This window comes from Clostridium frigoris, assembly GCF_018861865.1.
GTDB lineage: Bacteria > Bacillota > Clostridia > Clostridiales > Clostridiaceae > Clostridium_AD > Clostridium_AD frigoris.
This window is the reverse complement of record NZ_JAHLDV010000007.1, coordinates 96,635-108,279: the sequence shown is the minus strand read 5'-3', so window position 1 is coordinate 108,279 and position 11,645 is coordinate 96,635. Positions and strand designations below refer to the sequence as shown.

At 30.8% G+C, this 11,645-nt stretch carries 9 protein-coding genes; all 9 read left to right on the top strand.

Features of this window, described 5'->3' with window-relative positions:
• Positions 1–35: 35 nt before the first annotated feature.
• The 9 genes from KPL37_RS05610 to rny all read left to right on the top strand — a co-directional run bounded on the left by KPL37_RS05610 (position 36) and on the right by rny (position 11,405).
• Positions 36–1,310, top strand: coding sequence for a M16 family metallopeptidase (locus KPL37_RS05610; RefSeq protein ID WP_216146433.1), 1,275 nt, complete (start codon positions 36–38; stop codon positions 1,308–1,310).
• A gap of 85 nt (positions 1,311–1,395) precedes the next feature.
• The gene (locus KPL37_RS05605; protein ID WP_216146432.1) at positions 1,396–1,671 is read left to right on the top strand and encodes a YlmC/YmxH family sporulation protein; all 276 of its coding nucleotides are present in this window, start codon (positions 1,396–1,398) and stop codon (positions 1,669–1,671) included.
• A 61-nt stretch (positions 1,672–1,732) separates the two neighbouring features.
• Positions 1,733–2,923, top strand: a complete 1,191-nt coding sequence (gene dapG / locus KPL37_RS05600) for an aspartate kinase (protein WP_216146431.1) — start codon at positions 1,733–1,735, stop codon at positions 2,921–2,923.
• 151 nt (positions 2,924–3,074) lie between these two features.
• Complete coding sequence (locus KPL37_RS05595) at positions 3,075–3,758, top strand: ClpP family protease (RefSeq protein WP_425514026.1); 684 nt, start codon at positions 3,075–3,077, stop codon at positions 3,756–3,758.
• Between the two features lie 194 nt (positions 3,759–3,952).
• On the top strand, positions 3,953–6,250 hold the full coding sequence (locus tag KPL37_RS05590; RefSeq protein WP_216146429.1) for an FtsK/SpoIIIE family DNA translocase: 2,298 nt from the start codon (positions 3,953–3,955) through the stop codon (positions 6,248–6,250).
• Between the two features lie 190 nt (positions 6,251–6,440).
• Positions 6,441–7,778: a 30S ribosomal protein S12 methylthiotransferase RimO gene (rimO, locus tag KPL37_RS05585; RefSeq protein ID WP_216146428.1), complete on the top strand. Its 1,338-nt coding sequence runs from the start codon at positions 6,441–6,443 to the stop codon at positions 7,776–7,778.
• Positions 7,762–8,337 carry a CDP-diacylglycerol--glycerol-3-phosphate 3-phosphatidyltransferase gene (gene pgsA / locus KPL37_RS05580; protein WP_216146427.1) on the top strand — a complete coding sequence of 192 codons (576 nt, stop codon included), beginning with the start codon at positions 7,762–7,764 and terminating at the stop codon, positions 8,335–8,337. Before rimO ends, pgsA begins: the two co-directional genes overlap by 17 nt.
• Positions 8,338–8,498: 161 nt before the next feature.
• Complete coding sequence (recA, locus tag KPL37_RS05575; RefSeq protein ID WP_216146426.1) at positions 8,499–9,554, top strand: recombinase RecA; 1,056 nt, start codon at positions 8,499–8,501, stop codon at positions 9,552–9,554.
• 297 nt (positions 9,555–9,851) lie between these two features.
• Positions 9,852–11,405, top strand: coding sequence for a ribonuclease Y (gene rny, locus KPL37_RS05570; RefSeq protein WP_216146425.1), 1,554 nt, complete (start codon positions 9,852–9,854; stop codon positions 11,403–11,405).
• Positions 11,406–11,645 lie beyond the last annotated feature (240 nt).

Sequence of the window (11,645 nt, the reverse complement as noted above, 5' to 3'; positions counted from 1 at the left end):
TAGTAAATATAAAATCTCATTAAGGAGAGGCGCATATGTATAATTTGATCAAGCTAGACAATGGTTTAAGAATCGCAGTTGAAAATATTGAATATGTGAATTCTGTAAGCGTAGGCTTATGGGTGGAAAATGGGTCGAGAAATGAAAATGCAGTTAACAGTGGAATATCACATTTCATTGAGCATATGCTTTTTAAAGGAACGACAATTAGAACTGCAAAACAAATTGCTGAATCTATTGAGGAGGTGGGTGGTCAGATAAATGCTTTTACAAGTAGAGAAGCTACATGCTTTTATATAAAAGCGTTAGACACTCACCTGGATCTATCATTAGATATTATTTCTGATATGTTATTCAACAGTACCTTTTGCGAAGCTGATATTGAAAAGGAAAAAGGCGTAATTGTAGAGGAAATAAATATGAGCGAGGATTCACCAGAAGATGTATTAGCTGATTTGCATACAAAAGCAATTTGGAAATCAGATTCTATTTCGCTCCCAATTTTAGGAACAATTGATACTGTGAATTCATTTAATAGACAAATGATAGTGGATTATATAGATTCATATTACATACCAGAAAATTCAGTAATATCTATTTCGGGTAAATTTGATATGGAAAATATAGAAAAGGTTGTTCAAAAATATTTTGGTAAGTGGATGTATAAAAATAAACAGATTACTAAATATAGTAGTCCAAAAATATTTAATAATCATTATTTTAGAAAAAAAGATATTGAACAACTTCATATAAGTCTAGGAATCCCAGGTGTAGGTCTTGGAGAGGATGATATATATACACTTATATTATTAAGCAATATACTTGGTGGTGGAGCATCTTCATTATTATTTCAAAAGGTTCGTGAAGAGTTAGGCCTATGTTATTCTATTTATTGTTATATATCAGCATTTAAAAATACAGGAATTGTAAGCATTTATGCTGGGCTTAACCCCAAATATGCACAAGTTGCTATTGATGTTATAAAAGAAGAAGTTAGTAAATTTGCGAAACTCGGAATTACTAATGAAAAATTAAGTAAAGCTAAGGAACAGTTAAAAGGTAGTTATATTTTAGGACTTGAAAGCACGAGTAGTAGAATGTTTAGCAATGGAAAATCTGCTTTGTTTATGGACAAAATAAATACGCCTGAAGAAATATTACAAAAGATAGATGAAATAGATATGATAAGAGTAAACACTGTAATGGAAAAGACTTTTAAAATAGGTATAATAAATTCAGCATATGTAGGAAGAGAAAATGAAATGCTTAAAAAAGCTTTTAATGGCAATGTTATTTCAATGGATAAGTAAATTTATTGATAAAAATATAAAAATCATGCATATCTCCTTAATATAATCCATAGTATTTTATGAGAATTGTTAAGGAGATGGTTATATGGAAGATAATATAAAACTATATAGTGAAATGGAAAGGTATGAAATTATAAATATTAATGATGGGGATAAATATAGTAATTTAGGTAGCAATGATGTGGTTATTGATGAGAATGGCCTTTTAAAATTTTTAATTATAAACGATGGCAGTTCTAAATTCAGTTTTTTTCGTAATAACGATATTATTGAAGTGCCTTGGGAATATGTTAAAAAAATTGGGTCTAGAACTATAATAATTGATGTTGATAATGAATTATTAAAAAAGGCTCATATTTAATGTCATTTCACAAGCCGTTAGTATTGAAGCTTAGACAAATGATTATTCAGGGAGGTCAGAAATGAAGATATTAGTTCAAAAGTTTGGAGGTACATCTGTTTCAACTAAAGAAAAAAGAAAGCTTGTAGCAAAAAAAGTAATAAACGCAAAGGTTAAGGGATATTTCCCGGTGGTAGTAGTATCTGCTATGGGGAGAAAAGGAGAGCCTTATGCTACTGATACATTGTTATCACAATTAGATAATGATTTTAAAGATGTAAATCCATTAGCAATAGATTTACTAATGAGTTGTGGTGAAACTATAAGCACTGTTATAATGTGTAATGAGTTAAATAATAATAAAATTGATGCTGTGCCTTTAACTGGAGGACAAGCAGGCATAATTACAGATAGTAGTTATACAAATGCTATGGTACTCAATGTAGATACAAAAAGGATATTAAGTATTCTTCAAAATGGAAAAGTACCTGTCGTTGCTGGATTCCAAGGTATGGATGATGAGGGCTATGTTACGACCATTGGGAGAGGTGGGAGTGATGTTACGGCAGCACTTCTTGGAACGGCGCTTAACGCAGTAGAGGTGCAAATATACACTGATGTAGATGGGATTATGACGGCAGATCCTAGAATAGTTTCTGAGGCAACATTGATAAAGGAAATAAGTTATGATGAAATATTTCAATTTGCGGATCAGGGCGCAAAGGTCATACACCCAAGAGCAGTTGAGATATGTAGAAAATACAATATGCCACTTGTAATAAAAAATACAATGAACGAATGTGACGGAACTGTAATTTCAAATTTTGAAAGTGAAGATGAAAATAATATAATTACAGGAATTACACACATGGATAAGAGAGTTCAAATAAAAGCAACTAAAAATTCAGGATCTAGCTATGATGACCTTTTTGATATCTTAGCTGAAAATTTTATAAGCATAGATCTTATAAATGTTTTCCCTAAAGAAAAAATATTTACTATTGATGACAAAGATTTTACTGAATTTACCAATTTAATAAAAGAATTTAATATATCTTATTCTTTTGTGAAGGATTGTAGTAAGCTTGCAATTATTGGTTCAAAAATGAGAGGTATACCTGGTGTTATGGCGAGAATACTTAAGGCATTAACAAAACAAAAAATTGAAGTATTGCAAACAGCAGATTCTCATATGACTATATGGTGCCTTGTAGAAACAAGAGATGCCCAAAAAGCTATTATCGCACTACATAGGGAATTTAAATTAGGTTAAATCATCTCCTGCGGAGCTGCAGATTAACGACTTCAGAAGGAAATTTATACTCCCAATTATAGAAGGGGGAGACTTTCCTTCTGAAATGTCGTTAAAAAATGTATATAGTTTCTCTTAATGCACAAAATAAAGTGAATTAGGAGGAATGCAAATGTTAAAAACTCAAAAAAACAATGAAGATAAGAATAATGATCAGGTAGAAAGTATCAAAGAACTTGGAACAACTAATGTTGCAACTCAGGATGATAGAATTCAAGTTTTGCCAATTATTGGTCAAATAGAAGGACATATGATGTTATCTCCACAAACAAAGGCTACTAAGTATGAGCATGTTATTCCAGAACTTATTGCTATGGAGAGGGATGAAAAAGTAAAAGGTATCCTTATAGTTCTAAATACTGTGGGAGGAGATGTGGAAGCAGGACTTGCGATAGCCGAGATGATTCGCAGCGTAAGTAAGCCTACTGTGTCACTAGTAGTCGGTGGAGGGCATTCAATAGGCATACCACTAGCTACAGCTGCTGAATACTCATTTATTTCTCCATCTGCAACTATGATAATTCATCCTATACGAATGAACGGTTTAATAATAGGAGTACCTCAAACTTTTGAGTATTTTAATAAAATGCAAGAGAGAATCACAGAATTTATAATTAGAACCTCAAAGATTGACAAGGAAACGGTAAATAGATTAATGATTCAAACTGATGAGCTTTTAAATGATATGGGTACTATACTCATAGGAAAACAAGCAGTGGATAATGGATTAATAGATGAAGTAGGTGGAATAAGTGAAGCTTTATCAAAACTAAATGAAATGATAGATAAAGCATAAAAACAGATATAAATAGGTCTAAATGACCTATTTATATCTGTTTTTATTGACTATTTAGTATAATGAATAGAATCTAATGGTAATTCTTATAGAATTAGTTTAAAATACATTTATAAATCTATTTAAAGTTAAAGGAAATTTATAAAGTTTGTAGAAATAATAAAGATAGAACTAATAAAAATTGAGGTGATACTTTGGCCAGAAAAAAGACTAAATCTAAAGGTTCTAAGATTGTAGATAGTGATAGTGAAATTTTTGGAATTATATTAATAACAATAGGCATATTAATGTTATTAAGCATATTCTCAACTATATTTTCAAATTCTAATTCAGTATCAGGTATGATTGGTAATTTTATTAATCATTTACTTTTTGCGACTTTAGGGTTAGGTGCATATCTTTCTCCGTTCTTAATATTATTTATAGGTGTTTGTGATATTGTTAAGCAGGGTAAGATAAATTTTAGTAAAAAGTTTTATGGAATAATTCTTAGTATAATTAATACATTGCTATTTATACAAATATTAACTTTGGATAAGTATTATGTTAAAGGAGATTTTTTGCTTGGAATAAATAAAATATACAAGTCACCAAGTGTTTTACATGGAGGCATTATTAGTTATTCTATTGATGTACCAATGTACACACTATTTGGTGCTGTGGGAAGTTGTATAATTTTTATAGCAATTTATGTTATTTGTTTAATTTTAATATTAAATGTATCGCTAAATGATATATTTATGTATATTAAGGAAAAATTCATGGCTAAAAGAGATACTAATAAAAATGATAATAAAGAGCTATATATAGAAAATAACGATATTCAAGAGGAACTGGCAGTTTCAGGTGAAGGAAAAAATAAATTTATTAAGGATATTAGCAACAAAATCAAAATAATTGATTTTATAAAGTCAAATGATATTGAAAGTGACGGGCAAGTGCCAAATCAAGAAGAAGACTCTAGTAGTAATAATACAAGAGGTACAAAAGTAAAGCATATAGATAATTCTATAAAGCAAGAACTTGAACAAGAAATTCAATTAAATAGTGTTCAAGTAAAGCCTAACTATAAATATGAATATCCTACTTTAGAGTTATTAAATGAAAATATTACATCAAAAATGAATAAAAATGATAAAAAAGAACTACTTAACAATGCAAATAAATTGCAAGAAACATTAAGCAGCTTTGGAGTAGAAGCAAAAGTTATTCAAGTTACTAAAGGACCTTCAGTAACAAGGTTTGAACTTCAGCCAAATGCAGGTGTTAAAGTAAGCAAAATTGTGAATTTAGCAGATGATATTGCATTGAATTTAGCTTCATCGGGTGTAAGAATTGAAGCGCCAATACCTGGTAAGGCAGCTGTAGGAATTGAAGTGCCAAATAAAGAGTTAAGTGCAGTCTATTTAAGAGAAGTAATAGAGTCCAATGAATTTTTAGCAACAAACAAAAATTTGTCTTTTAGTTTAGGAAAAGATATAGGCGGTAACTGTGTTGTTTCAGACTTAACAAAAATGCCACATTTACTAGTAGCAGGGGCTACAGGCTCCGGAAAGAGTGTTTGCATAAATTCATTGATAATAAGTTTACTTTATAAATATTCGCCAGAGGAAGTTAAGTTATTACTAATTGACCCCAAGGTTGTTGAATTAAATATTTATAATGGAATACCTCATTTATTAATACCAGTGGTAACAGACCCCAAAAAATCAGCAGGTGCTTTAAATTGGGCTGTGAATGAAATGTCAAGAAGATACAAAAGTTTTGCGGAAAATAATGTGCGAAGTATTGAGGGATATAATGAATTAGTTAATAAAGGTATCCTTGAAGAAAAATTACCATGGATTGTCATAATAATTGATGAGTTAGCGGATTTAATGACGGTTTGTGCAAATGATATAGAAGAGTATATTGGTAGGTTAGCACAGATGGCAAGAGCGGCAGGAATGCATTTAGTAATTGCGACCCAAAGGCCTTCGGTAGATGTTATCACAGGCGTGATAAAGGCCAACATCCCGTCACGAATATCATTTGCAGTTTCAAGTCAAATAGATTCAAGAACAATTTTGGATTCGGCTGGTGCAGAAAAATTACTTGGTAAAGGGGATATGCTTTTTTATCCGTCTGGAGAGGCTAAACCAATTAGAATACAAGGGGCTTTTGTATCAGAAGAAGAAGTTGAACGAATTGTTAATTTTATAAAAGATCAGAAGACAGAAGTGAATTATGAAAAAGAAATAATAGATGAAATAGAAAGTAGTTCGGTAAAGAAAGATGATAATGAAGGCATTGATGAATTATTAAATGAAGCAATTAGAATAGTTATTGAAAATGGGCAAGCATCCACTTCTTTATTGCAACGAAAGCTAAAAATAGGTTATAATAGAGCAGCAAGAATTATAGAACAAATGGAGGAACGTAGGATTATATCCGGTAGAAATGGAAGTAAACCTAGAGAAATATTAGTAAGTAATGCAGAGCTTAAGAATTAATAAAATGAATTTTTATAAGAATAATTGTAAATACCCTTGTTTAATTTGTAAATCACATTTACAATAATTTATGTATACAAATATAGATGGATAATAGGTTAACGGTTATTATTTGTTTTCAGAACCAAACAAGGAGAATTAAAGTTAAAAAATTGGAATTGCCCGCAGAGACAAACAAGGAGGATGACCGGTGGAAAAATTGAAAGTTGGAGTTATAAATCTAGGTTGTGATAAAAATAGGATTGATAGTGAGATTATAATAGGTAGTTTAAGTGAAAAATATAATATGACAACGGATCCTAAGTTAGCAGACATAATTTTAGTAAATACATGTGGATTTATAGAATCTTCAAAACAAGAGTCGATAGACACTATTCTAGAAATGTCTGAATACAAGAAAAAGTATAAGTGTACAGTGTTAATTGCGACGGGTTGCCTGACTCAACGTTATGGCTCAGAATTGCTTGAACTTATGCCAGAACTTGATATTATGCTCGGAGTTAACGATTATAACAAGCTATTAAGTAGTATAGAAGAGGTGCTCTTGAAAAAAAACAAAGTTCAATATTGTAGTTATAGTGATGAAAATATCAATGAAGGACAAAGAGTATTAACTACAGAAACCTATTCTGCTTATGTCAGAATCTCAGAAGGGTGTGACAATGCTTGTACATATTGTGCAATACCCAAAATCAGAGGGAAATATAGAAGCAGAAAGATGGAAAATATAGTACAAGAAGTTAAGGAATTAAGTGAACACGGATGTAAAGAAATTATTTTGGTAGCTCAAGATACAACGAGGTATGGAATTGATCTTTATGGTAAAAAGAACTTACATACACTGATAAGCAAAATTTCTGAAATAAGTACAATTGAATGGATTAGAGTACTTTACTGCTATGCAGAAGAAATTACAGACGAAATAATTAACGAAATAGCGTCAAATGATAAAGTTTGCAAATATGTAGATATACCAATTCAACATATAAGTGATGATATTCTTAAATTAATGAAAAGAAAAGGTAGAAAAAATATCATAACAGAAAATATAAATAAGATGAGAGTAAATATCAATGGATTAATACTTAGAACTACTCTGATTGTAGGATTCCCAGGAGAAACGCAGGAAAATTTTGATGAGTTAAAACAATTTATTAAAGAAACCAAATTTGATAAACTAGGTGTGTTTCAGTACTCTAAGGAAGAAGGGACTGAAGCCTGCGAAATGGAAAATCAAATTTCACAAGAAATAAAAGTTAAGCGTGAAGAAGAGTTAATGATTATTCAACAAAGTATATCAAAAGAAATCAATAGTAAAAAAATAGGAAAGATTTATAAAGTTTTAGTAGAAGGCTTTAATGGTGAAACTTATTATGGTAGAAATTATGAAATGGCACCAGAAGTAGACGGAACTATTTTCTTCGAATCTAATGAAGTTTGTAATAAGGGAGAATTTGTTAAGGTAAAAGTTACTAAAGCTTTAGAATATGATTTAATAGGAGTTGTGTGCTATGAATCTTGCAAATAAACTTACAATGATACGGATATTTTTAGTACCAATATTTTTACTGTTTATAGCAGCGAAAGGTATACCTTATGGAAGAGAATTAGCTACAGTTATTTTTATAGTGGCTTCTCTTACTGATAAATTAGATGGGTATATAGCAAGGAGTAGAAATCAAATAACTACTTTTGGTAAATTTATGGATCCACTAGCTGATAAATTATTAGTAACTGCTGCACTGGTATCATTAGTAGAACTTCAAATTGTGTACGCTTGGGTAGCTATGATTATAATTGCTAGAGAATTTGCAGTTACAGGTCTAAGAACTATAGCAGCGGCTGATGGAAAAGTAATTGCAGCTAGTAAATGGGGAAAACTAAAAACTGTTATCCAAATAGTAGCTATAATTACTGCATTGATAAATTTATCTTACGGGAATAGAACTGTTAATATGGTGGTTAATGTAAAAGAAACCTTGAACATATTAACAAATGTTTTCATGGGCGCTGCTGTAATTATTACAATAATATCGGGTGTTGACTATTTTGTGAAAAATAAAGGTACAATTAGAGTTGATAAATGATTAGATTATTAAATGTTGTTAATAATAAAAATATGAACTTACTATAGTGTGGTAAAAATGGAAATATTATATTGTATCTTGACCATGTAAAATAAATAGTGTATACTTAAAGTAGAACAAATGTTCGTTAATAAAGGATGGTGAGCCCGAAGGGGAAATTTATGAATAATGAGAAATTAAAAGCATTAGAGGTTGCTATGGGTCAAATAGAAAAACAATTTGGAAAAGGATCAGTAATGAAACTTGGAGAAAATAGTAAGTTAAATATAGAGGCTATTTCTACTGGCTGTTTAGGACTTGATATAGGACTTGGTATAGGTGGAGTACCAAGAGGAAGAATGATTGAAGTTTTTGGACCAGAATCTTCAGGTAAAACTACAGTTGCACTTCATATAGTTGCAGAAGCTCAAAAAAATGGTGGTACAGCTGCATTTATAGATGCAGAGAATGCTTTAGACCCTGAATATGCTAAGGCTCTAGGAATAGATATAGAAAATTTAATAGTCTCACAACCAGATACTGGTGAGCAAGCTTTGGAGATTACAGAGGCACTAGTTCGCTCAGGAGCTATTGATGTTATTGTTGTGGATTCAGTAGCAGCATTAGTACCTAAAGCTGAAATTGAAGGCGAAATGGGAGATTCTCATGTCGGATTACAAGCAAGACTTATGTCTCAAGCGTTAAGAAAACTTGCAGGTTCTATAAATAAATCCCAATGTGTTCTTGTATTTATAAATCAATTAAGAGAAAAAATTGGAGTTATGTTTGGTAATCCAGAGACTACACCAGGTGGAAAAGCATTGAAATTTTATGCATCTGTTAGATTGGATATTAGAAAAATAGATACAATCAAACAGGGCGATGAATTTATGGGGAATAGAACAAGAATAAAAATAGTTAAAAACAAAGTAGCACCTCCATTTAAAAAAGTTGAATTTGATATTATGTATGGTCACGGAATATCTCGTGAGGGCGATGTTCTAGATATAGGCGTTGCAGAAGAAATTGTACAAAAGAGTGGAGCTTGGTTCTCATATGGGGACATACGACTTGGACAGGGAAGAGAAAATTCAAAAAATTATTTTAAAGAAAATCCTTTGGTTATGCTTGAAATAGAAAATAAAATAAGAAAGAAACATGATTTGCCATTGTCTAAGGATTCAGTAGTTTCTAAAAAAGAAGTTAGTAAAAAGGATGTTACTAAGAAAGAAGCATAAAGCAAGTTTATACTTGCTTTTTTCTTTAATAAATTATTAATTAATTATTTATTAATTTTATATAATTTTAATTAAACCTATAACTAAATAGTATTGTGATAGTACTGGATGTATAACGATAAAATAGATTATTTAATTCTTATAATCTTGACATTAATTGAAAAGTAATATAAAATAAATACAAATACTGGTTTGCATATTTTAATTGCTACCAACTAAATAAATATAGCACCTTTTCTAGCTTTCATATTTACTCTTAAATAGATTTGAAATAAGCAAGGGAGGTGTTGATAATCAATGGATGCTAAAGGTCAAACAATATTAATAGCAGTTTGTGCTATTTTCGTTGCTTTTGTAGTTGTTTTTGTTGTGATTTATTGGAGAAAAAATATATCTCAAGCAAATATTTCTGAGGCTGAAAAAGAAGCTAAAAAAATTCTTGATGATAGCGTTAAAGATGCTGAGACAAGAAAGAAAGAGGCTATTTTAGAAGCTAAAGAAGAAGTTCACAGACTTAGAACTGATTTAGAAAAAGAATCAAGAGAAAGACGTAATGAAGTTCAAAGGTTAGAAAGAAGAAATATCCAAAGAGAAGAATCTTTAGATAAAAAAAGTGATGTGTTAGAGAGAAAAGAAGAAAATCTTAATAAAAAGCAACAAGAAATTGAGACGGTAGAAACAAGTGTACAAGATTTATACACAAGACAAAGGGGAGAATTAGAAAGATTATCAGGATTAACATCTGATGAAGCAAAACAGGTATTGTTAGAAGAAATAAAGAAAGAAATTAAACACGATGCTGCAATTATGATAAAAGAAATTGAAACTAAAGCTAAAGAAGAAGCAGATAAAAAGGCAAGAGAAATTATTACTTATGCTATCCAAAGGTGTGCAGCTGATCATGTTGCAGAAACAACAGTTCATGTGGTTTCTCTTCCAAATGATGAAATGAAGGGAAGAATAATAGGCCGAGAGGGTAGAAACATTCGAACGCTAGAAACACTTACAGGCGTAGATTTAATAATAGATGATACTCCTGAAGCAGTAATTCTTTCAGCATTTGATCCTATAAGACGAGAAGTTGCAAGAATAGCACTTGAAAAGTTAATAGTGGATGGAAGAATTCATCCTGCAAGGATCGAAGAGATGGTAGAAAAAGCTAAAAAAGAGGTTGATAGCGATATAAGAGAAGAAGGAGAACAAGCAACTTTCGAAACGGGAGTTCATGGGCTTCATTCAGAAATTATTAGACTACTTGGAAGACTTAAATACAGAACTAGTTATGGTCAGAATGTATTAAAGCATTCTATAGAAGTTTCATACTTAGCGGGACTTATGGCATCAGAACTTGGAATTGATCCAACACTTGCTAAAAGATGTGGGTTGCTTCATGATATAGGTAAGGCTGTGGATCACGAAGTTGAAGGCCCACATGCACTTATAGGTTCGGAAATTGCAAAAAAACACCATGAGTCTCCTATTGTAGTTAATGCTATTGCAGCGCATCATGGAGATGTTGAACTACAATCTCTTGAGGCGATACTAGTTCAAGCAGCAGATGCTATATCAGCTGCAAGACCTGGTGCAAGAAGAGAAACTTTAGAAGCATACATTAAAAGGTTAGAAAAATTAGAAGAAATTGCAAATTCTTATGAAGGTGTGGAGAAGTCATATGCGATCCAAGCTGGAAGAGAAGTTAGAATTATGATTAAACCAGATGTAATAGATGATGCTGGTGCTATCGAAATGGCAAGAAATTTAGTTAAGAGAATTGAAAATGAACTAGAATATCCAGGGCAAATCAAGGTAAATGTTATTCGTGAAACACGAGCTATTGATTATGCGAAATAAAAATATATAATAATAAATCCTCTTGAAATCTAGAATATTTCTAAATCTTAAGAGGATTTTTTTCGCGCAAAGTATTAACCACATATTAAATGGAAAAACATGTAGTTAAAAATAAATTGTTCCATTTACATCATAAAAAAATAATGATATATTAATAGAATATGAATTATGTCATTTATTTAAAATAACAAAGTTATGTTAATATAAAACATACAATTAATATAGATATCGGGGGTAAAA

What these genes read in the sequence shown, in the direction of transcription:
- KPL37_RS05610 (WP_216146433.1), top strand. Translation starts at nt 36, where the DNA reads ATGTATAATTTGATCAAGCTAGACAATGGTTTAAGAATCGCAGTTGAA.
- KPL37_RS05605 (WP_216146432.1), top strand. Translation starts at nt 1,396, where the DNA reads ATGGAAGATAATATAAAACTATATAGTGAAATGGAAAGGTATGAAATT.
- dapG (WP_216146431.1), top strand. Translation starts at nt 1,733, where the DNA reads ATGAAGATATTAGTTCAAAAGTTTGGAGGTACATCTGTTTCAACTAAA.
- KPL37_RS05595 (WP_425514026.1), top strand. Translation starts at nt 3,075, where the DNA reads ATGTTAAAAACTCAAAAAAACAATGAAGATAAGAATAATGATCAGGTA.
- pgsA (WP_216146427.1), top strand. Translation starts at nt 7,762, where the DNA reads ATGAATCTTGCAAATAAACTTACAATGATACGGATATTTTTAGTACCA.
- recA (WP_216146426.1), top strand. Translation starts at nt 8,499, where the DNA reads ATGAATAATGAGAAATTAAAAGCATTAGAGGTTGCTATGGGTCAAATA.
- rny (WP_216146425.1), top strand. Translation starts at nt 9,852, where the DNA reads ATGGATGCTAAAGGTCAAACAATATTAATAGCAGTTTGTGCTATTTTC.